The following is a 23,136-nucleotide window of genomic DNA, read 5'->3' as shown; positions in this document are numbered from 1 at the left end:
AAATGTAAGTAGTACTTTAGTACATTCAACAATAGCATGTTCCATATTTATTAAAATGACACGACCTCTTTTTACAATTTTAAGCATTATTTTCTGTTTGCAATTAAATGTTTTCGCGCAAGATTCCCTCTTCCATTATGAAGTAGAAGCCCAAACAACTGCTACAAGCAATGGTGTTGTTCCTTTCTGGATGCGCTCAAACCAATATGGCTCTATACCAAACGCCGGCGTTTCCGGAAGCTTTCTTGGTAGAGCATCTAAAGCCTACGATACAACGAGAAGTAATACTTGGTATGGTAAAAAAAAGCTTATTGATTGGGGGGCAGGATTTGAAGGCAGAACCAACCTCGGAAAAGAATCAAACCTAGCTTTAATTGAAGGCTATGGCAAAATGCGAGTAGCCATCTTTGAACTTAAGGCAGGAAGAACGAAAGATGTAATGGGGCTTAATGGGGATAGTTCACTTACTTCCGGGAACTTTGCAATCTCAGGAAATGCATTAGGCATACCTAAAATTGAGATTTCAATACCTGAATATTATACTTTGCCTCTTTGGGATGGACTAATAGCTATCAAAGGGAATTTTTCACACGGTTGGGCTGGAAAATATACAGTGCAAACCGTAGAGTTAGAAGAAGTAGGAACATTAGAAGATGAAACAATTAATACAAAAACCTACATTCATCAAAAATCTTTATATGGCCGGATTGGAAGAGATAGTTGGAAACTTAAACTTTATGGTGGTTTTAGTCACCAAGCAATGTGGGGAAACGAAAAGGATGTTTATGGTGCTGATTTCGATCTTTCAAGCTTTGAAACATTTTTATACGTAATAACTGGTAAACCATATGCAAATGGCATAGTACTTTCTTCTAAAATAGGAAATCAACTAGGCTCAATTGATGTCGGTGCAGAATATGAATTTAAAAATAGTAACCTTCTTGTTTATAGACAGAATTTTTACGATGTAGGTGCACTTTCAAAATTAGCAAATATCAGGGATGGTTTAAATGGTATTCGTTTGGAAAACAAAAGGCCAAGACTCCAAAATGAAAATGTTTTTCAATGGAAAACTATCCTTTTTGAGTTTCTTTATACTAAAAATCAAGCAGGAGAGCTTTGGTCTAAAATTACCAAATCTGGAGATGAAAACTATTATAATAGTTATTATTACAAAGAAGGGTGGTCTTATAATGGACAAGGATTAGGAACCCCCTTTATTACAACAGTGTCTGAATCAAAAAAGGGTCAGATTAAAAATCCAAATGAATATTTCATTAATAATCGTTTATATTCTTTCCATTTAGGTTTTTCCGGCCATTTGAAAGATTGGAATTTTATTTCTAAGGTTTCCTATTCAAGGAATTTTGGAACTTATAATACTAGCCCTATAGGTGGTTCGATAGGAGAAATAAGAAATCCTCCTATTTATGGACTCTTTGAAACTGTTAATCAATTTTCAGGGCAATTAGAATTACAAAAGGAATTTAATAAGAAACTAACTATGGGAATGGTTGTCGCATTAGATCAAGGAAGATTATTAGACAATTCTATTGGTCTTCAATTGAAGTTAGTCAGAAGTTTTAATTAGCATTATTTAATGAATTTATTTTCCCTTTATAGAATTATATATGATTATTGCAATTCATTCTTTATAGATAATATAAGTTCTGCTGAAGCAAAATTAGTTATTTTATGAAGGCTACCTTCTATTTTTTCGGTCAAGATATCCTCTACTTTAGTCTTTAGTTCACTTTCATTATAAATCACATGAACATATTTTAATTTATCAAAAGTCCTACAAGTGGATATTTGATGATCACTCCTGATCTCATTGTGAATTAATAATCTTGGTAATACAATTATTGGTTTATCTAAGGTTAATGCAGATATTATAGTGCCCATTCCTGCATGTGCAACAATTAAGTCCGCTTCATTAAGATGCCTATTAAATTCAGAAGGAGACATAAAGCTTGTCCATTCCATATTTTTAGGTTTATACTTAGAACTTACAGTTTGTGCAAAAACATGTAATGTTAAACTTTCATTTAATTGACCCACGATTTCATCCATCGCGGAAATTAATCTATCAAACGGAACCTGTGTTCCAATAGTAACAAATATTCTCTTCATGATATAACATTTCCGTGGTAAACTATCTTCCCTTTCACTAGTTCCGGCCACTGTGTATATACTATGTTTGCAAATCGTAATGCGATTTTACCACTCATCGATATTTTATCAACATTCGCAATACTATCAATCCATATGGTTTTACATCCAATAATACGTCCGACGATAATGGCCATTAAACCTGGAGCTGCCCCTGTTGTAATAATTATTTCCGGTTTTAATTTCAAAATCATTTTAAATACAGAGTAAAAGCTCTTTAAAAGTCCGATTTTATCCCATCGACTTGCATCAGGAATAAGATAATAGTCAAAGTTTTTGACGGAGCTAGCGAAACTTGGTTCAGTAGAGACAAAAACTACTTCATTGTTTTCAAAAGCAGGTGCAATGCGTAATAGTTGTATCCAATGCCCTCCTGCAGAAGCAATAGCTATGATTTTTTTACTCATTTATTAATTTATTACAAATATATTTCAACTTTTCAATTAAAGTATCTGCAGAATATGGTAAGTTTGTCCAATCGTCTTACAGCATCTCTTTGCTCCTGCTCCAATCTCTCCAAAATTCGGTAATTTGGTGCTTGATTTCTCCTTGAACTCATTTTAAAGTGTTACCTACCAGTTAATACCTTTATATCCCGGCAGTTTCCTTACCTCTTGATCTAATCTAACCATATCCAAAATAGTTTTATCACTATTCCATGAAGATAAAACTTCAGAATACTCCTCTTCTTTATTGTTAACAATTATCATATCAGAATCATCTAGTAATGAATTTATACTACTTTCCATTAATTTAGATAAGTGAGGTATACGCGCTTCGATATATTCTTTATTTGTTCCAGTTAGTTTTGAAATCTCAACATTTTTATCATAAATGCTGATTTGATATCCTTTACCTAAAAGTATTTCTATTAGAGATACCGATGGGCTATTCCGTAAATCATCTGTACCAGCTTTAAAACTAAGACCTAAAAACCCAAGTTTTTTCTTATTCTTGTTTACAATAATCTCTACAGCTCTTTGAATCTGCACTTCATTGGTTTTGTCGATATTTTCAATAACAGGAGCTTTAATATATAAATCATGTGCAAGTGTTTGAAGACCTTTTAAATCTTTTGGAAGACATGAACCTCCATAAGCAAAACCAGGTTTAAAGTAATATGGAGAAATATTTAAATGCTTATCCTTACAAAAAATATCCATTACCTTATGAGAATCAATATCTAGTGCGCTACAAATATTTCCGATTTCATTTGCAAAAGATATTTTTAATGCATGAAACGTATTATTAACGTATTTCATAATTTCAGCTACTCTTATATCAGTGATTACTATTTCAGCTGGTAAATGAGCATATAAAGAAGAAATTATTTTTGTCGCCTGTGGATTATGAGAACCTATTAAAGTAAGAGGGGGATTATTGTAGTCTGCAACAGCAGAACCTTCTCGAAGAAATTCAGGATTACTTACAATTGCGAAATCCACATTTCTTAGTTTGCCGGATTTTTCTTCAATTATTGTAGCAAACCTATCGGCTGTACCAGGCATAACGGTAGAACGTATCGCAATCACATGGAACCCTTCTTTTTCCATAAGTGTTTCACCAAAATTTTCAGCAACATTAAACATATAACCTAAATTCAGGTGACCATTCAATGTAGAAGGAGTACCTACTGCAATAATAGAAATATCAGTTTCAAGAATAGCTTTCTTATAATCTATTGTTGCAGAAATTCGACCAGCTTCTTTTTGCTCTTTTATAATATGATCAATATCCTTCTCAATTATTGTCGCACGTCCACTATTAATTTGATTGACTTTAATAATGTTTGGATCAACACCTACTACATGATTACCATTTTTAGCTAAACAGCCAATACTAACACATCCAACATAACCTAACCCGAAAATACTTATATTCATTATATATATATATTATTTGTTATTGTAAACTTAATTTTTTTATTGCTTCCTTAGTTCTTGTTGCCTGCATTTCCCATTTTTTATTTCGCTCAATTTTCAATACTCTGACATCCTCTGCTAAACTATCTTTATTTAGAATCGCAGTTTTTATTCCCTCAGCTAGAGACATTGGGCTTAATGTATCAACATAAACTGCACCTTTATTAAATAGATCTCTAAGTAATTCCGTATCAGACAGTATCATAGGCTTCTCAAATCCAGTGGCTTCATTAGCAACACTAAGTTGAATATGTGATTCAGTTGTTAGTCCTAATATAGCGTGTGCTTGAATAAACAAAGATTCGTAATCATCTTCTGAAAGATAGCCAGTAAGAGTGACATTTTCAGGTATTTTATTTAAATCATGAATTCCAACAGCTCTTCTGGTATCCCCTGAAATTAATATTTGAATTTCAGGTATTAATTTAGCAGCTTCAAAAACGACAGAAATAGGCTCATCTATTGCAAAAGCACACGGCATTAATATCCATGGTGTTTGTATATTTAGATTATATGAGGATATATTTTGTGTATTTTTATAGGCAGGTTTCGTTTCTAGAACTAATAATTTGGAAGCTTTAACTCCTCGCTCGATTGCTATTCTCTCAATTACATGGTTGTGCACTAATATTAAGTCAGCCTTGTTTAAGGTTGAACAATTTCCTAAAAATCGAGCCCATTTATCACTAAAAAGTCCATTATGACAATCTGCAATGATTATCATATTTTTATTAAAGAAACGTTTGTAAATTAAAGCTATATTTAAAAGTGGAGTTGGGGGCAATTGAACCCATAAAGTTTTTGGGCGTCTTTTTAGTAACATCCATAAAGTTTCTATTCCTTTACCAAAATAATCGAATATCTTTAACTTTCTCTGCTGGAAAATAGGGAGAATAAATTGAAGATTAAAATTGAAAAATGGTTGCATAGAAGATGCTCGCCGTTGAAACTTAATCCAAGCAATGAACATTTCAGTATTCTTTGTTTTCATATTTAATGAATATTTCTAGTATTTATTATATAAGGGTAAAAATTAAATTCAAATAAATTGGATGGGCATAAGGGAAAAGAAAGGTCAGAAGTAATCAATATTTCGAGGGATTAATAATTAGTTTAAATAATGAAATACGCTGTATTGCATCGAATCTTTTATCAATCAATACCCATGGAAACCAAATCAACAAGAGGATAAATTTATATGAAATATAATAGAGACTTGAATAGTTCTTCTTAATAAAAAAAATAGAACCTTTTTGTATAGAGTAAATAGATCTAAAAGACAACTTTCGACCATCATTATCCCCACTTCCTCCATGAATATGGATAATTTGTGGCCCTCTAATTATTAATCGCTGAAGTCCTAAATCTTTGATTCTTTTTTGCAGATCGACTTCCTCTCCAAACATAAAATAGGAATCATCGAAACCATTAATTTTTTTATAAACTGTGGAAGGTATAAACATATCAGCTCCCATTACTCCATCCACATTAAAGGTCATTTTATTAGGTAGTTTTTTATCAACAAAAGCTTGAGAGAGACCGAATATCTTTTGGATTAGCTTCCTGAACGACAACCTCAACAAATATGATATACTTTTAAAATGAATAACAGAAAGACCTTCTGTTTTGTCCATATTCAATAAAACAGTACCAATTACGCCAACAGTGTTTTTTGTTTCATTCTCTACCATAAAGTCATAAAATAACTTAATGGCATTGTTTAAAAGTATTGTATCTGAATTTAACAGAAAAACATACCTGCCTTTTGATACATTGACCCCAATATTATTTGCTATTCCAAACCCAACATTCGAATCATTTTGTATATAAGTAATGCGCGAATCATTAATAAAGTATTCTTTTGTCCCGTCTTTAGAATCATTATCTACAATAATGACCTCAAAGCTGACTTCTTTAGTTTGTTCTAGAACACTATTAACGCATTGTAAAGTTAAGTCTTTTGTATTATAAGAAACGATTATTACTGATACATCCATATTCAAGTATTACTTTATGATTCTTCTATTAATTTTATTCATGGTTTTTTTATAAAGTAAATTTATTTCTTGTGTGTTTTTTTCAATAGAATACAATCCTTTAACTGTAGCTTGTGCATTTTTTATTTGCTCAACATAATGTTGAATACCATTAGTTTTTACATCATTCATTGCTAAAGTTAATTCCTTTAAAGTAGAATAGCGTATTCCAATTTCTAATCCGCATTCTTTTAAACCATTATCAAATTGTTCTTTTGTACCACTAATATCTTTACCAATTACTAAGCAACCATTAAACATTGCTTCTGCTGTTGTTAAACCAAAACCTTCAAACTTAGAAGGGACAATTAATGCCGAAGCAGTTGACATCAACTCATAAGTATCTTGGCGGTAACCTAAAAATTTAATCCTGTCCTGCAAACCACTCTTTTTAATTTTTTTAATTAATGTTCGAGTATATTCATTTATAGTAAATTTAGCAACGATTCTTAATTCATATAATTCATCAGTCTTTGCAAATTCAATGAAAGCTTCTAATAATTCAGTAACTCCTTTATTATCTGTTATTTTTCCAACAAATAAAAAATATTTTTCCTTTTCAAGTATAAACCTAGTCTGATTATTCTTAAGTACTCCATCATAAATAAGACAAGAATTCTGCTGATTCAATTTAAAATGATTATATACACCGTTCGTGATAGCTATTGAATAGTTATTGTCATTGTTTAATTTGTCAAAAAAAAATTTTTTGCTCGGAAATTGACACATTTTAAATTCTGGCCCTTGGTATTCTCTAAGATGCCAAATATGTGGTATGCCAAGCTTTTTTGCTACAATGTAACCAATTTGAATAACGCCTACATTTGTGTGTATGATATCTATATTGTAATCAGACGCAATCTTAATAATCTTTTTAACGGCAATAAAATTCTTAATTGGATTGGAAATTAACCTCCATGGGTAACGGATTTTCTCTGACCAGTAATTAAACCTCGGCCAGAGAGAGAATTTATAGTTAACAATCTTATATACAATATTCCTTGACTCTAGCTCTGGGATTAATACTTTTCTTGGATTTACTAAAACAACAGGATTGATATTCTCATATACAGAAAGACCATTAAGCATATTTAATAGAGCTATATCAGATCCTCCTTCACCCACAGATATATAGAGTACATTAATTTTTCTATTCATCACCTAAAAAAACATTTTATAAGGTATAACTTTATTCCCAATGAAATCAGAACTATATTGCACAACTAAGAGGCTATAGGATTTATATAAATAATATAATATTATTAATAGATAAAATAAAAGCGATGTTGTGTCTTTTCGTTGAAAAATAGATGGCACAACAACTATAATTAATATAACTAAATATATTACTAAACGAAAACCAATAGGGTAAGTAATAATCATGTTGTTTGTAAATATTCCTATAATAAACAACTTTAGTAATAAACCATTCATATCCTTTACATAATATATACAAGCTGTGCCTATAAGTGTTAGAGGAGTCATATCTGCAAGAATTCGATAGGTTGACATTTGTACGTCTGAAAGGGAATCTGTATATGAATCATATCTATTGATTACATTGATTCCCTGTCCTACAACTTCAAAAAACATTGAAATTAATAACCTATAGTTAAGAATACCGGATAATCCAATTATGAAAGAAGACCATAACAAAATATACAACCATTTTTTGTCGAATTTGATCCTTTCTACGATTAATATTACTGGCAAACACCACAAAACTGTGGTATGGAAGCTAATAGACAAAATATAGAAGACTATAGCTATTAGTCTATAATCTTTGCCTTTTATATAATAATGAAGAGCAAACAGAAAAAAGGAAATTGAAATAGATTGCCTCATACCGGAAAATTGGAAAAGGTAAAAATGCCCAACCAATACAAATAAAAGAAGAGATAGAATTCGATAAGGAGATCTTTTATAGATGAAGAAAAATACACCACTTAACGATAATACAGCACTTGTGAATATAAAAAAATGTTTGTTATTCCATATATAGGAGATTATGGAATTCCATAATTTGTAACCATATTCGGTATTCGCCCTAACATCATAGCCGATCGTTGGATGCTGAAAAAAATGAATATAATTAATTGTGTCAGTTCCTACACTAATATCTCTTAAAGCAGGAAGCAAGAAAACAATTATACAAAAAAATCCAAAAAGCCATTTAGCTTCTATATTTTCTCTTTTCCATGTTATTAGAAAAGAACATATAAGCATTAAATATAAAGTTATATACGGAGTCATAAATTAAGAAGACGGTTTACCTTTTTTCATATCCTTTAATAAAATATTGGATTTCTAATTTTAAGACTTGACTTTATCAAGGATTAATAATACCATTTTTTAAAAATTCGGAAGCCAGGCTACTTACTCTTTTTTTAGTTTGATTTACCTTATTCCAATCAATAGGATTATCTATTTTACTATTAATTAGTGCCTCATCATATTTTTCTAAGATTCGATCATTTAAATCAAATTTATTAAGTAAAGTATATATTCTATCATTCATTCCTTTATGTCTCCCTTCAATTGGAACTACAATAAAATTCTTATTAAATAATATAGAAAATACAACTCCATGAAAAGAATTAGTTATTATACACTTTGCATATTTGATATTAAATAACCAGCTTTCAATATTTATAGTTGAGAATCTTAATCTTTTTGTATTTATAGTTTTTATTCCTTTTCGAGACTTTAAATAGTTGTAAATTTCTTGAATACAGTTTTGATTTTCTTGAAGGATGTAAAAAAAGATGAATTTTTTTGATTTCGTTTTCTTCTTTTCAGAAATCAATCTCTCTAAGTCAGATTCCTCTAACAATAGTGTTGGGTCAGGCATTAATTCCACTTTTGTTATTCCCACCTTTTCCAGAATTGATAATCCAGTATTTTCACGTACACTTAAGACATCAAATTTTTCAATAAAAGGTTTAATTAATGAAAGTTCCCTTTCAGGATATTCTGTACACCCAAAACTAACAGCGTACGAAATTCTCTTAATTGATTTATCTCCAAAGGTCAAAAAATAAGGTGTCCCATGTTTATTAATAATATAAGGATTCCATACTTGATCACTTCCAGTAATATAAACATCTAGTTCAGGAGGGTCTTCTTGCAATTCTTTTAAAGAAGAATATTTTTTTGTCAATATTAAATTCTTATCTCTAAAAGGCACAAAGTTTCTTTCTTTAAAATAGGTAATTAAATTACTCGGAATATACTTTATTTTTCTCGTTGCAATGCATTTGAACAATGACTGTGTAGGAGTTTTTGGAACATAATTTATAATGCTTACTTCACTTCCTTTTATATTTTTTTTCAAGAATTGTTGTAACGCATAAGCTTGTAAAACACCACCATAATTTGCTCCCCAATGAAAAGTAATTATTCCAATTTTCATATTAATCTTTACTTATTATTCTTTAAAATGTACTTATACTAATACTTTTTAAGGTATTTTTTTATTTTATTAAGAACTTTTCTTCCTATCGTTTGAGCATATGTTCTTTTATACTCTTTAATTATTGGATCGAGTTGATTTTTAAATATATTAAAGTCATTGTGTCTTAGTGATTCATTAAATGCTGAGTGACTTGTTCTTGCCATATCCATACGCAGTATTTGACGGGTTTTCATAAGGTCGCTAATCGTTGAATTTGAAGCCAATACTCTTTTTTGCGGTCGCCATTTCTTTTCTTCATCGGCTAAGAATAAACGGAACGATAAAGCTTCTCTCCTATGCGAAAATCCAGAACTTTGAGATGCAATTGCTTCTTGAGGGCTTATTTCTTCTACTATCAATTTCTTCTCCAATCGACATTTAATTATTAATTCATTGATTATAGGATTTCTTACTATTATAATATTTGTCCCTTTACTATCATTCAGATATTTTGGTAACCAAGCATCTCCAATAGTAATATCAGCTGTTTCTGCAGTAACATCATCACAGTAATCACAAGCCTTATACTTAAAAAGTCCCCATCCCCAGTTTGCGCCAAATAATTGATTCAAGGGAGGGCTTTGAATTGCAACTTTTTTATTATCTATTTCTCCTTTAATTGTAACACCATACTGATTAGCAGTATACCCTTCTAATTTAGTTCGAAAATCAATAGATTCTAAATTATCTGGATGTACTCCACATTGCCATGCCCACATTTTTGCAAAATTCTCACTTTTTAAATGGCCGCATATAAGTCCAATGCAATACTTAATACGTTCATTTAAAACAGGATCTTGTTTAGTTAATAAACGAATAGACTTTATAAAACAAGGTAAACCAACAATAGCATATTTACCTGGTCTATTTCTTACTAAATTTATAACTTCAGATATTTCTATTGGATAATATCTTGATTTTGCACCTTCTATAACTTCGTCAAGTGTTGTTGATATAGAATACTTAAAGATCATCGAATGGTCCTCTGAATCCTTCCTCTCTTTTACATGAATAACTCCATCTACCAACCCTTGACTTAATAATTCGGACAATATCCAAGTACCCATACCTCCTGAGCTACCCATTTCACGGAAATTATCTTGTGCTACATAACCAGCATATGTAGATATTATATATCCTAATTTATCATGCATTGTTGCATGCGATCCATATAGATCTTTGCCAATTTGATCTTCATTGAGACTTTGGTCAGAAAAAGGGCAAACTTCTAAAACAGATTTTTTAAAATCAGAGCTAACATCTTTAATGTCCAAAGTAGCTTGATATTTAGAATCAGCATCCAATTCCATGCGTATTGGGGAATTCTCTACTGCAGAACAAGCTCCACAACCAACACAATATCCACCTTTCACGACCGTCTCCATTAAAGATTCAGCCTCTTTTATACTATTGGTCATTTTCTAAATTTATTAAGTGCATAATTAAATATTTGCATTAACATATTCTTTTCATCTTTGTATAGGCCTACGGTATAAATAGCAGTAATAAATGTAATAGCAGACACAATTCCTGTAAATAAAAACCTAAAAGGTAATTCAACCTTATATTTAAATATCGCACAAACCACAATAGAAAGTAGTACGGGAATTATTGTCATTCCTAAAACTCTTTCCATATATTCTTTTATTGACAATCCAGCAATTATTTTTAAAAGCACAACCCGCACCATACACGCTATAGCTTCTAAAACAATATAACAGATTAATACAGAATAAACAGGAAAGCCTTGCTTCAACAAAATATAGGAAAAAGGAAGGTTGAATAATAAAATTGTACCAACAATAGCTTGATAAACTTTCACTTTTCCCGTGGCTTGAAAAGCGGACTGTAATCCTATTGTCAATTGATTAACTAAAGTTGCAATTAAAATCAGGTCACAAAATACTACCGCATATTCGGGAACATTCTTTAACCAAAGTTGCAAAATCTGTTCCATTTCAAAAATACAAGGAATAGCAAAAAGAGCTAGTAAGAAAAAGCTGAATTTACTTCCAATCATAGAGAGTCTTAACATTCTTTCTCTATCATCTGCACCTTCACTTTTCATTATTTGCGGATTTATTGCTTGTAACAATGTAGCAGAAAAAAATTTAAGTTGACCAGAGACTTGATTGGCAATCCCATATGAAGTATTAATGATTACTCCATAAAATAGATTCATCAGAATCCCCAGGCCCTGATTTCTCCCTAAGCCACAAAAAGTTCCAAAGAGGTTCCAGCTTGCGAAAAAACTTAATTCTTTTATTAATGTTTTATCAACATTAAACACTCGTTTGAAAGTGCATTCTTTATACCTTCTAAAACAATAGACAGAAAACAAGAAAAAGCTTATTATACTAATTCCTGCTGTAAAGAAACCATAAAATACAAGTTTATCAAAAGTTACATAATATAATGAAATCGCTATGATTAACTTTAACAATGTCTCTAAAATATTTACAATGGCTATCCAAAGCATATTTTCATTTGCAATTAGAGTTCCCGTAAAAGGAACAGTTATAATTGTAAAAAAAACAGTTAAGGACATAAAATGATAGATTATCTTTGCTTGTTCAATTCTATTTTGTGGAATGTTTAAAACACCATCAAATAAAAATAGACCCAAAATCTCTAAAATTAAGACTATAACTCCCCCGATAATAATATGCAGAAAAAAGGAGTTTGTGAAAATTCGTTTTTGCATCGAGATGTTATCTGTCCCTTGATAAAAGGATAGATAGCGTTGAGTTGAAGTTGCCATTGCTGTATTCAGAAATGATAGCATTGTAATAATCCCTGCAAGAAGATTAAAAATACCATAATCCGTACTTCCTAAGGTATTTAAAACTAAACGTGTCGAATACAAAGTAATACCCATTGTAATTAACATGCGACCGTATAATATTACAGTATTTAGTACTACCCTATTTGCCGGAACCATTTTCTTTTAGAATTCTTAATCTTCTTTTATGTTTTTACGAATTATGCTTTATAATATTTCTAAAACATTTATAATTATTATAAGACGAATTGTTTTGAGACTTATAACAATTATAAATGCAATACTAAATAATTAGAATACTTATTTAGTATTCGAAAACCAAGTCAACCATCTCTTAGAATTTTTTTTATGAGAATCTTCATAATAGCCATAACCATAGCCATAACCATAGCCATAGCCATAGCCATAACCCTTATTATATTTAATATCGTTCACAAGAATCGCAATTTTACCCAATTTATTATCTTGCCCCAAATCATTAACAATTCCTAATTGACCTTTCATTGTAAATCCTTGTCGTACCACATATAGCGAGAGACTTGCATACTTACTCAATAATTGAGCATCTGTAACTAATCCAATTGGTGGCGCATCAATGATTATATAATCAAATTCATTTTTTAATGTCGTCATTAATTGATCTGTACGCTCATTTAATATTAATTCAGATGGATTTGGAGGAATTGGCCCAGAACTTATTAAAAACAAATTATCATTTATACCTGAAGGTTGTATGATATCTTCCGAGGTTAACTGTTCTGAAATAATATAATTACTAAATCCAATGGTATTTTTTGAGTTTAGTTTAACAGAAAGGTTCGGTTTACGAAGATCCATTTCCATAACAACTACTTTTTTTCCGGAAAAAGCTAGAACCAAGGCTAAGTTAATTGCAACAAAAGACTTTCCTTCTCCACTCATACTAGAGGTAAGTAAAACAACTTTTTGATCATTAGATCTTAAATAAAAATCTAAATTCGTCCTTAATGATCGGAAACTCTCAGAGAGAGCTGAACGTGATTCTTTTGTGATTAACTCAATTTCATATTTATCATTATGACCAATCTCTGCAATTATTGGAACCTGTGTTCTCCGTTTAATATCTTCTTTATCCTGAATCTTTGTATTTAAAATATCCTTTAGATATAAAATAATAAAAGGTATAGCTAAACCAAATAATAAACCGACAGCTAAAACAAACAATTTTTTAGGACTAATTGGAAGATTTTCAGCTTTAGGAGCATCAATTATTCTACTATTTGAGATATTTGAGGTTTTACTAATAGCCGTTTCTTCTCTCTTCTGTAGGAGGAATACATAGAGTTCTTGTTTGATCTGCTGCTGTCTTTCTAAATCTAGATAGGTTCTTTCAGTAGCAGGTACACTACGAATGGCTCCTTCTAATTGTTCTGTTTTCTTTAAAAGATCAGCTCTTGTAATAGTTAAATTTGCTTTTGTACTATTTAGATTACCTTGGATGTCTTGCCTTAAATTAGTAAGCTGTTTATCCAGATTAATTATGGTTGGATTATCTGGAGTTGAACTTAGTAATCTACGATCACGTTCTAATAATAATGTATTATAACGTTCTGCAAGTCCACTAAAAACAACATCGCTAGGCAGCATGGCACTGGGAATAATTCGTGCATTATTTCTGTCGTCTAAATAACCCTGCATGCTGCTAAGAATACTTAATTGTGTTTCTATTGCAGCTAGGTCTTTGATATATTGACTCGAATTTTCTAAAAGAATTTGAGACTGTACAGTCATATCTGCCAATTGGCTTTTTTGTTTAAAGCTCTGGATATCTCCCTCTACACTTCCCAATTCCTGACTGACTAAGACTAAACGATCCTCTATAAATGCTATGGTACTATCTGCAATAGTATTTTTATCTCTCAAGTTACTTTGAACATATTTATTAATCAAGGTATTTAAAATATCTTCACCTTTTCTCTTTAGAGGATATTCAAAGCCCAAATCGATAACTGTAACTAATTTATTAGCGACTTCAACATTAAGTCTCTTCATAAAATCAACGACCCTATTGTCTAAACTTGAAATACTGAACTGATAGGTTTCATCTAAAAATGATACTTCACTATTCCTTATAATTTGAAACTTACCAATCTCAGGAATAATTAGTATCTGATTATAAGAAATTGTTTCTTGAAAATCACTATTTGATATTTGAACTTGTTTTTCACTAATAGGTTTTAAGTTGAAAAGGTTATTAACAACATTAGAATCTATCTCTATAATATCGATATAAAACGGCGGTTTATAGAGCTCAACGTCTCTTATATTTCCCTTTCGATAATACACAATATTGGAATGAAGTTCCTGAACTACCTCCTCCATTAAAGTACGAGTTTTCAATATCTCAACTTCATTATCAACTGTACTCTTAGCGCCTAGCATGCCAGCAAAATCACCTAATAGAGCATTTTCTACACCAGCTCCCTTTTTTTCATCACTTACCAAAACCTTAGCATTGATTTGATAAATTGGAGTGCTGTAACGTAAATAAGTAAATGCTATTGCTAAACCAATAAAAGCACCCAATGCAAACCAATACCAATTTTTCAATAATTTATTAAGCAAACCAATAATTGCTTTATTAGCATCATTTGATTCTTCTTTGAAGCCATATTCCTCCCACTCGCTCATATAATAAGTCTTTTTATTTTAGAATTTTATAATCTGGATAATGCAACGATTGCTAAAGATGCAAGTGCACTAATTAAGGATATAGTTTGAGTCCTTGCAGCATTATTAGCTGCAACTTTACCTTTACCTGGCTCTACATATATCACATCGTTTTGTTGTAAATAGAAATAAGGTGATTTAAAGGTATCGTAAGAATTAAGGTTAAAGCGTATAAATTCCTTTTCACCATTCAGGTTGTCTCTTATGAGCATTACATTTTCTCTTTTGCCATAAATGGTTAAATCACCAGCTAAGCCAATGGCATCTAATAAGGTTACTTTTTCATTTGGTACTGTATAAGTTGCAGGTTTAGCTACTTCGCCAATAATGGTTATCTTAAAGTTTGCAAAGCGTACTTGAACCGTAGGCTCCTTAAAAAATCTAGAAGCATTTTCAGCGATTAACTGGCGTGCATCATAGGTAGTTAAGCCTGCTACTTTAATATTTCCTAGCATAGGTATCGCTACATTTCCATCCTTATCGACCAAAAATCCTTTAATAACCTGATTGCCTACTGTTGATGCTGAACTGGCACCTACTGCGGGTACCGTTGACACTTGATTAACGGCAGCTGTTGCATCTACATCAACTGTTTGTATCGTTATGTTAAGAATATCATCAGCTTGAATAACAGGTTCATTAAACTTAGCCAAGTTTACAACTGCAGTACTATCAAAAGGTAGATCGTTAAAATAAACTGATTTTTTGGTTACTACGCAAGATGAAAATGACAAGAGAAAGAAAGATGTTAGAAGAACAAATATTCTTGTGTTGGGTATATGTTTGTACATGGTAGATATATGAAATGGTTGATAATTAGCAAACGCGAAGATATCAACTTAATTGTGCAATCCTGTTAATTTTAGATTGCATTTTCTTCTCCGGTAAGGATATTAATTACAGTTAAAAATACAATTTTTACATCCAGCATTGCAGTCCAGTTTTCCATGTACCAAATATCATGAGTCACTCTTTTCTCCATTAAAGCAGGGTCTTTCGTTTCTCCGCGGTAACCATTAACTTGCGCCCAACCCGTAATACCTGGTTTCATAAATTGTCTTACCATATATTTCTCTATAATCCTACTATATTGTTTGGTATGTTTTAGCATGTGAGGACGAGGGCCTACTACACTCATAGTGCCTTGAAGCACATTAAAGAATTGAGGAAGTTCATCAATACTCGTTTTTCGCATAAACTTACCTAACCTCGTTACTCTAGAGTCATTTTTGGATGCTTGTAGAGAATCACTATTCTCATTTACTTCCATGCTACGAAACTTATAGCACCAAAAAGGTTTATTATCCCTCCCACTACGTTGCTGCTTGAATAAGACAGGTCCTGGGCTTTCTAATTTTATTAGAATAGCTAAAATTGGATAAAGCCAGCTTAACAAAAAGATAATTACCAATGAACTAAAGAACAGATCGAAAACACGTTTCTTAAAGCGGTTCTCTATCTCGTAAGATGGTTCCTGTCGAACACTCAACACAGGCAATTCGCCCATAAAGCTCATTTCAAAAGGTATCCTATTTTCCATACTTAAATCTGGCACCAATTTAATACGAATACACTGGCGTTCTGCTTCTGCCAATAAAGAAGTAGTGAGTGACATGCGCTCTGGTTTCAGCGAAACATAAACCTCATTGATATTTTGATCGACGGCTTTTTGCAATTGTCCAAAGGCAGCAGGCATCAATTCACCCTTATCATTAACCAATAAAGAATCAGATTCTGATAAGAAACCTTCGAAAGAATAATTAAGTTCATGTGTACTGAAATATTGAGCCAATTTTTGTCCACCCTGATTATTACCCATAATGGCAACCGATTTACGAACATTAAATTTGCTCAAAACAACCATTTGAAAATAGGTACCAACGAAGCGACTAAGCAATAGACCTAAACCCAGTAAAGGATAGAAGAAAATAAATACCTTTAAAGAAAGGAAGCTGTTTTCAATAAAAAATAAGGTGATACCAAAAAAAAGGAGATGGAATACACTGCAACGAAAAGTGCTGCGGTAAAACTTCTCTAAATTCTCCATACCAATGGCTGTATATAAACCAAAAGCCAAGGCAATTACCAACCAGGTTGAGTTTACAATTAATAAATAATATTTATAGAAATCTCTGATATTCAAGCCAAATACATATTCTGTTAATTCAGCCGAAATAAGAAAGACAACACTTACCAGAATAACATCTGTTAAGGCTACAATATATTTAGAAATATAAGCGAAACTCGATTGCATGATTTACTTAATAAACAAAACAAGAGGTAAACACAATGGATGTGTCTATGAAATAACCTTATCCTGATTAATAATTGATCAGGATAAGGTTATAAGATTATTATTTTATAGTATTACAAGCTTCAGTTAGCATTTCAAGGTTAACTGCACCAGCTTTCTCGCCAATGATATCACCCGGTTCAATACCTACTGTTCCTGAATTATCGGCTGTTACTGTCTTGCCAACAACAACTTTAACTTTATCACCCCAAACTGCTTTGAAATCGTATTTTGCACCAGCAGTTAACATAGAAGTGGATATGAAGCCATTTTTAACAACACCTAATAGTTTGAATTCAGTTTCACCGTTCTCACGGTCACGAACATATAGATAGAATGTTGGAAGAACATTTAGCACCAAATCATCACCCGGACAACGAACATATAGTTGTAAGGTTACTTTAGGATTACTTGTTGGCTCATTAAGCTGGAAGTTAAATGGAAGTGCAGTACATCCCAGAGCGACAAGTTTTATACCATAGAAGCCTTCATTTTCTGTTAAGTCTCTACCTGAGTTGTCCCGAACACGAATACTTATTAAACCACTTGAAACCGGTAGTTGAGGAAGTGTAATTGTAGGATTTTCTTTCGTTACAGAAGCCTGGGTAGAAGAAACAACCTTTCCTGCTATAATAGCTTCCACAGTTAAAGAATAGGTAATACCATCTTGCATCCATGGAGATAGAACATTGATAACAAGTGGAGTATTACATGATTTAAAGAAACTTCCTATCATGTACCAGGTTAAGTGATTGGTTTCAAAACGAGCAACCGGATTGCCATTCACCATGGTTACAGTTACATTCTTTTCAAAAGTCCATTGTGCGGTAGCATTATCATAACTGTAAATACCCAACTCATCACCTGCTTGTAAGGAAGCACCAGTGCTTGGATTGATGAAGGTCGGCTCAAGTCCAATATCAATTGTAATTGGTTTACTAAATTGTTTTACTTGCGTATTACCTATACTGAATTCAATATTTACAAGCCCTGCTGGTACAAATGAACCAGTTTCTGCAGCACCGCCACCTTCAGGAATAACATTGTTTGTTGTTAAACTTCCACCAGGGAATACAGCAAGAGCTGTTTCTTCAGATGGATCGAATAACGTTACTGAACTCCTTAATGATGCACCTGTAATAACTGTACCGGCTGCATCTAAGAACTGTGTACCACTGGCAATCTCAATATTAACAGATTGTTTGCCTATATCCCCACTACCTGTTGTAAGAACAATTGGGCTTGCAGTAGCATTGTTAACCAATGCAGTAGTTGTTATACTCTCAACAATACCATCAACCGGAGGGTTAGCTGGTTTTAATAAGGTAACAGTTTTAACACTCTCAAATTGATTGTAGTTAATGGTTACAGGCACATTCTGAGTAACATAACCTGCGCCAGAAAGAACTACCGTAAACTGAATGTTATTACCTGCTGTAGGATCTGCATATGGAGTAACACCTAAGCCTAAAATTCCACTAGATAAAGCAAACTGCTTTTCACCGGCAAGATTATAAATAGAGGCGGCATCGCGACCAGTAATGGTTACAGTAATATCATTACCTACTGAACCACCATTGGCATCTTTAACTTGAATTAAAGTAGTATAGTGAATTACGTCTGTACTAACATTTAATTCAAAACCTTTTAGGGGATCAGCACATTGTGAGAACAACATGGTTGAAATCAACGCCCCTACTAATATAAAGTATATCCTTTTCATTTTTATTTAATTTTATAGCTTAGACTTAATTGAACAACCGGTAAGAAACGATATTTATCTACATTATCTTCTACTAATTTTGCGTTTGCTTCGTTTCCGTCCAACAAGTTAGTTCCTACGATGCGAACATTAGGTTTATCAAGGTAATAAGCACCCAGATTAAGATCTAAACCAAGCTTTGGTCCTAAATTGAAATTTTGTAACCCTAATCCTAAATAAGGAGCTAAAGAGAATTCCCAGTCAATACTGCTTGTAAGAACACCAATATCTTCCGGAGCAATCTCAATTTCCCCATATTGATAAGGTTCAGTAAGTTTAGTTACAAATGTACCTTTTGCCTTAAAGAAATAGCCCATACCACCACTTATTGCGAAATGCTTACCAAAGTTATCATTTGCATCAAATGGAGTCCAGTCAACTAGTAAATGTATATTGGACATACGTGCAGTAATATCGTTTGTCGTTTTATAGTTATTATAGGTTTTCAATACATCGGTATCAAAAGGTAAAAAAGCTGCGCCTGCGCGAAGGGCGAGGTGGTTTTGAAAAGGTACCGAAAAGGTTACCCCTACTCCTTGTGTACCGGCTTGAATTCCGATAGAGCGAACATAAACAGGGTTGTCCGGAGTTTGACTTTTTGCTTGAGAAAAACTTCCCAGCAATACACACATTACGCTTGTTAAGTATAACAATGGTTTCATAATTATTAATTAAATACAATGAGAAAAATTATCTTTTCAACTTAGGGTTAATTGATTAGCTTCTTAAAATTAGTGTTCAGGTTTAAATTCATGGATTATATCTCTTAATTTGTTCAAAGCTAATTCAAAAATAATCCTTTTATATCACCCATTATGGGGGATATTTCGTAATTTAGTTACATATTTGTTAAGAGAAGGTTATTTTTAATATGACTTAACTTTTTTATTACAAGAAATACAAATATTTCATCAATTTTAACCTGAATAAAATAAAAATTTGTTAATTGAAATCTGAGCTATATTGAACTACCACCTTTTATAAACCGAACAAAAAAATTAAACAAAAATGCAGAATAGGATTATTATTATTGATGATAATCAGTTGATACGTGAAAGTTTAAGAATGATCTTGCAGTCGGCAGGAAAATATGTTATTGTTAGCACTTATAGCAATTGTGAAGATGCGATTGCTAATTTAGAGCGCGATGCTCCTGACATTGTTTTGATAGACATACAACTGCCTGGAATAAGTGGAATTGAAGGCACTACGTTAATTAGAAAAAAATTACCGAATTGTATTATTCTTATTATTACCGTTTCTGAGGATAGTAGTCAAGTATTTAAGTCATTAAGTGCTGGAGCAAGTGGTTATATTATTAAAACAGCCAGTCTGGATACAATTAAAAAATCTATTGAAGAAGCACTTGCTGGTGGTGCGCCTATGAGTTTATCGATTTCAAAGATGGTTGTTGAATCCTTCCAAAAGCAGAATGACTCTCCTTTATCAGATCGGGAATCGCAAGTATTACAGTATATCTCAGAAGGCAAAAGTTACTCAAAAATTGCAGATGAGCTATTTATTAGTAAAGAAACCGTTAAGACGCATATTAAAAATATTTACCGTAAACTAGAAGTTGTAAGCAAGGAAGACGCAATTCGGGTTGCTAATAAGAATAAGTGGGTGCAGAATACTCATTAAATTTTCCCCATTTTAATTATACGCCCAGGATTACCAATAACCGTTGCACCATCTGGTACGTCATGGATAATCACAGCCCCCGCACCTATTGTGCACCATCTCCCAATTTTGATTCCTTGAATAATACAAGCCCCAATACCTACATGTGTTCCCTCTCCTATTTGCACATTACCAGCTAAAGCAGCATTTGGTGAAATATGTACATAGTTCTCAAGTATGCAATCATGATCAATGGAAGCGTTTGTATTAATAATAACATGGTTTCCAATATTGCATGATGAATTCATAGATACTCCGGCCATTATTACAGTACCTTCTCCAATAGTTGATCGTTTAGAAATGCTTGTATTGATATGACGAACTGAAATAAATTTATGAATACTAGAAGAAGCCAGCCTTTTTCTGATTGCATTATTCCCTATTGAAATGATTAATTTATCCTCATTCGGGTTGAATGAAACAGGAAGTCCTTCATAAACTTTGTAATCTAATAATGTTTTAATTTCTGGATTAGAATCCAATAGACCACCGACTTTTATATCAAGGTCTTCAAGAATTTCGATTATTACTTTAGCATGTCCACTCGCTCCAATTAAATATACCATTATATACTTCCTTTAAATTTATTTATAGTTGCCTGCCCTCCTGCATTAATACCCTCGCCCTTGAAAATCTTTGCCATGGTTCTCCATAAAATTCTTGCATCTAAGGCCAAAGATATATTGTCCACATACCAAACATCATACCCGAATTTCTTCTCCCATGAAATGGTATTTCTACCATTCACTTGTGCCCAACCTGTAATTCCTGGCTTTACTTCGTGTCTGCGATTCTGATCCAAAGTATATAATGGCAGGTATTCTACCAATAAAGGCCGTGGTCCCACTAAGCTCATATTGCCTTTAATTACATTAAATAATTGAGGTATTTCATCAAGGGAGGTTTTACGTATAAAAGAGCCGATTGCCGTTAGTCGATCGGAGTCAGGAAGCAAATTTCCATCTGCAGCCTTTTTATCATTCATGGTTTTAAATTTGATAAGATTAAATATCTTTCCATTTTTACCCGGACGGGCTTGTATGAAAAAAGGTTTTCCTTGATTCGCAAAAAATAAAAGAATGACAAGTATGAAAAATATTGGCAAAAGAAGCACAAAGCCCATGAATGCTAAACTAAAATCAAAAACAGGTTTAATGATTATTTGATACATTTTTGAATCTGTGTATTATATTCATTCAATAGAAGATTCCAGAAATGCTGTTGATCATAACGGTCAATGATCATTTTTCTGGTATTCGCTTTTAATTTATTTAACAAGTCTTTATTATTCACAAATTTAATCATTGCTTCCAATAAGGCTTTCTCATTCTTTGTGGGGATAATTAAACCATTTTCTCCTTCTATAATAATTTCATTGCACCCATTAATATTAGATACAATACAAGGCAATCCCATCGCACCTGCTTGCATTACGACATTCGGAAAGCCTTCCCGATAGCTTGGTAAAACCATTACATCACTTATTGAATAATATGCTCTTACATCAGATTGGTAACCAAGCGATATAATGGAAGGGTTGTTCTCTATTTCTCTAACTACATCTGGCAGTAAAGGATCCAAATGTTGTTCTTGAGGACCTACTAAGATTATTTTTGTTGCTGGAGATTGGATGTTCAATTTTTTAAAGGCAGAAACCAGTTCATTTATTCCCTTATCACCCACTAAACGACCCACAAAAAGGAAAACAACATCGTTAATATCAATTCCTAAATCATCTTTTAAAATTTGTACGTCGTCCAAGGAGTAAAGTGCAGGATCAAAATAAGATGTATTAATACCATTCGAGCTACCGTTTCCAATAACTTTCAACTTGCTTTCTACACAAAACCCTTCTTTTAAAATGGTTTCCTTCAATCCTTTAGAATTAGGAAAAACTGCGTTAGCACATTTGTAGGTTAATCGTTCTGTAAAATTAAGCAGCTTTCTTTTATTACCGGTAGTTTCCATTAATGGCATTCCTGCAACCGTATGGAAACGATGTGGAACACCAGCCATTTTTGCAGCAAGCATACCTACAATACCAGCCTTTGGAGTATGTGTATGAACAATCAAAGGTTTCTCTAACTTAAAAAAGCGATAGAGCCTCCACAATGCTTTCAAATCTGAAATTGGTGTGATTTGTCGGCTCATTTCAACGTTATATGTTGAAACTTGTTCCTTCTCTCCAATTCTCTCTAACCAAGGCTTATCAGACGATATTGCTATAACTTCATAATATTGACTCATGAAACGAAGTTGATGTTCAAGCAGCTTCTCTAATGAAAGAGGGACAGTAGTAATACGGATAAGCTTGGGATTACTCATG

Annotated in this window: 20 protein-coding genes; 2 read left to right on the top strand and 18 right to left on the bottom strand. The window is 32.3% G+C overall.

Annotated features, from left to right (window positions below):
• Positions 1–55: 55 nt before the first annotated feature.
• Positions 56–1,591 (top strand): capsule assembly Wzi family protein, encoded by a 1,536-nt coding sequence (locus tag C8N28_RS01220; protein WP_132220749.1) that lies wholly within the window; start codon positions 56–58, stop codon positions 1,589–1,591.
• 44 nt (positions 1,592–1,635) lie between these two features.
• On the opposite strand, the gene C8N28_RS01215 is transcribed toward C8N28_RS01220, so the two are convergent.
• The 15 genes from C8N28_RS01215 to C8N28_RS01145 all read right to left on the bottom strand — a co-directional run bounded on the left by C8N28_RS01215 (position 1,636) and on the right by C8N28_RS01145 (position 19,792).
• Positions 1,636–2,133 (bottom strand): glycosyltransferase, encoded by a 498-nt coding sequence (locus C8N28_RS01215; protein ID WP_132220747.1) that lies wholly within the window; start codon positions 2,131–2,133, stop codon positions 1,636–1,638.
• Positions 2,130–2,579 carry a glycosyltransferase family protein gene (locus C8N28_RS01210; protein ID WP_132220745.1) on the bottom strand — a complete coding sequence of 150 codons (450 nt, stop codon included), beginning with the start codon at positions 2,577–2,579 and terminating at the stop codon, positions 2,130–2,132. The genes C8N28_RS01215 and C8N28_RS01210 overlap by 4 nt, the downstream gene beginning before the upstream one ends.
• A 165-nt stretch (positions 2,580–2,744) precedes the next feature.
• Positions 2,745–4,055, bottom strand: coding sequence for a nucleotide sugar dehydrogenase (locus tag C8N28_RS01205; RefSeq protein WP_132220743.1), 1,311 nt, complete (start codon positions 4,053–4,055; stop codon positions 2,745–2,747).
• Between the two features lie 19 nt (positions 4,056–4,074).
• Positions 4,075–5,085: a glycosyltransferase family protein gene (locus tag C8N28_RS01200; RefSeq protein WP_132220741.1), complete on the bottom strand. Its 1,011-nt coding sequence runs from the start codon at positions 5,083–5,085 to the stop codon at positions 4,075–4,077.
• Positions 5,086–5,179: 94 nt separating this feature from the next.
• The gene (locus tag C8N28_RS01195) at positions 5,180–6,091 is read right to left on the bottom strand and encodes a glycosyltransferase family 2 protein (RefSeq protein WP_132220739.1); all 912 of its coding nucleotides are present in this window, start codon (positions 6,089–6,091) and stop codon (positions 5,180–5,182) included.
• A gap of 9 nt (positions 6,092–6,100) precedes the next feature.
• Positions 6,101–7,288, bottom strand: a complete 1,188-nt coding sequence (locus tag C8N28_RS01190) for a glycosyltransferase (protein ID WP_132220737.1) — start codon at positions 7,286–7,288, stop codon at positions 6,101–6,103.
• Positions 7,289–7,291: 3 nt separating this feature from the next.
• Positions 7,292–8,356: an EpsG family protein gene (locus C8N28_RS13960; protein ID WP_394345257.1), complete on the bottom strand. Its 1,065-nt coding sequence runs from the start codon at positions 8,354–8,356 to the stop codon at positions 7,292–7,294.
• Positions 8,357–8,459: 103 nt separating this feature from the next.
• Entirely contained in the window at positions 8,460–9,542 is a 1,083-nt protein-coding gene (locus C8N28_RS01180; RefSeq protein WP_132220733.1) for a polysaccharide pyruvyl transferase family protein, read from the bottom strand.
• 38 nt (positions 9,543–9,580) lie between these two features.
• Positions 9,581–11,002, bottom strand: coding sequence for a Coenzyme F420 hydrogenase/dehydrogenase, beta subunit C-terminal domain (locus C8N28_RS01175; protein ID WP_132220731.1), 1,422 nt, complete (start codon positions 11,000–11,002; stop codon positions 9,581–9,583).
• Positions 10,999–12,525, bottom strand: coding sequence for an MATE family efflux transporter (locus C8N28_RS01170; RefSeq protein WP_132220729.1), 1,527 nt, complete (start codon positions 12,523–12,525; stop codon positions 10,999–11,001). Before C8N28_RS01170 ends, C8N28_RS01175 begins: the two co-directional genes overlap by 4 nt.
• A gap of 141 nt (positions 12,526–12,666) precedes the next feature.
• Entirely contained in the window at positions 12,667–15,036 is a 2,370-nt protein-coding gene (locus C8N28_RS01165; RefSeq protein WP_132220727.1) for a GumC family protein, read from the bottom strand.
• 26 nt (positions 15,037–15,062) lie between these two features.
• Positions 15,063–15,809: a polysaccharide biosynthesis/export family protein gene (locus tag C8N28_RS01160; protein ID WP_246012685.1), complete on the bottom strand. Its 747-nt coding sequence runs from the start codon at positions 15,807–15,809 to the stop codon at positions 15,063–15,065.
• Between the two features lie 128 nt (positions 15,810–15,937).
• On the bottom strand, positions 15,938–17,329 hold the full coding sequence (locus C8N28_RS01155; RefSeq protein WP_132220723.1) for an undecaprenyl-phosphate glucose phosphotransferase: 1,392 nt from the start codon (positions 17,327–17,329) through the stop codon (positions 15,938–15,940).
• A 100-nt stretch (positions 17,330–17,429) separates the two neighbouring features.
• Positions 17,430–19,091 carry a hypothetical protein gene (locus C8N28_RS01150; RefSeq protein WP_132220721.1) on the bottom strand — a complete coding sequence of 554 codons (1,662 nt, stop codon included), beginning with the start codon at positions 19,089–19,091 and terminating at the stop codon, positions 17,430–17,432.
• 2 nt (positions 19,092–19,093) lie between these two features.
• Positions 19,094–19,792, bottom strand: coding sequence for a hypothetical protein (locus tag C8N28_RS01145; protein WP_132220719.1), 699 nt, complete (start codon positions 19,790–19,792; stop codon positions 19,094–19,096).
• A gap of 346 nt (positions 19,793–20,138) precedes the next feature.
• Between C8N28_RS01145 and C8N28_RS01140 the strand changes: the two genes are divergently transcribed.
• Entirely contained in the window at positions 20,139–20,771 is a 633-nt protein-coding gene (locus C8N28_RS01140; RefSeq protein WP_132220717.1) for a response regulator transcription factor, read from the top strand.
• Here the strand turns inward: C8N28_RS01140 and C8N28_RS01135 are convergent.
• Genes C8N28_RS01135 through C8N28_RS01125 form a run of 3 tightly spaced genes read right to left on the bottom strand, consistent with a single transcriptional unit; the run spans position 20,768 to position 23,135 of the window.
• Entirely contained in the window at positions 20,768–21,376 is a 609-nt protein-coding gene (locus C8N28_RS01135) for an acetyltransferase (protein WP_132220715.1), read from the bottom strand. The genes C8N28_RS01140 and C8N28_RS01135 overlap by 4 nt on opposite strands.
• Positions 21,376–21,981, bottom strand: a complete 606-nt coding sequence (locus tag C8N28_RS01130) for a sugar transferase (RefSeq protein WP_132220713.1) — start codon at positions 21,979–21,981, stop codon at positions 21,376–21,378. The genes C8N28_RS01135 and C8N28_RS01130 overlap by 1 nt, the downstream gene beginning before the upstream one ends.
• Complete coding sequence (locus C8N28_RS01125) at positions 21,969–23,135, bottom strand: glycosyltransferase family 4 protein (RefSeq protein WP_132220711.1); 1,167 nt, start codon at positions 23,133–23,135, stop codon at positions 21,969–21,971. The genes C8N28_RS01130 and C8N28_RS01125 overlap by 13 nt, the downstream gene beginning before the upstream one ends.
• Between the last annotated feature and the right edge of the window lies 1 nt (position 23,136).

Source organism: Albibacterium bauzanense (assembly GCF_004339765.1).
GTDB lineage: Bacteria > Bacteroidota > Bacteroidia > Sphingobacteriales > Sphingobacteriaceae > Albibacterium > Albibacterium bauzanense.
The sequence above is the reverse complement of the archived record's forward strand: the minus strand, read 5'-3'. Positions and strand labels throughout refer to the sequence as shown.